At 55.3% G+C, this 206-nt stretch carries 1 pseudogene; it reads right to left on the bottom strand.

The features are described from left to right. A pseudogene (locus FDX22_RS30675) lies at nt 1-206 on the bottom strand (LysR family transcriptional regulator); the annotation flags it as partial.

The raw sequence follows: 206 nt of genomic DNA, 5'->3' as shown, positions 1-206 counted from the left end.
AGCTTAATGGTAATACCCGGCGCGAGGCTGTTAACTCTCGCGATCAGGCCTGGCAGGATCACAGCGGCCGTGTAGTCCGTGGCGGCAAAAATAAACGTCTCCCGGCTTTTTTCCGGCTCAAAGTGTTCAGGCTCATGTAGGCAAGTCGAGAGACTGTTCAGAGCCGCGGAAACGTTGGCGGCAATGCTCTCTGCTTTTGACGTTGG

The sequence above is a fragment of the Citrobacter sp. TBCS-14 genome (assembly GCF_005280805.1).
Lineage (GTDB): Bacteria > Pseudomonadota > Gammaproteobacteria > Enterobacterales > Enterobacteriaceae > Citrobacter > Citrobacter gillenii.
This window is presented reverse-complemented; position numbering and strand designations above follow the sequence as displayed.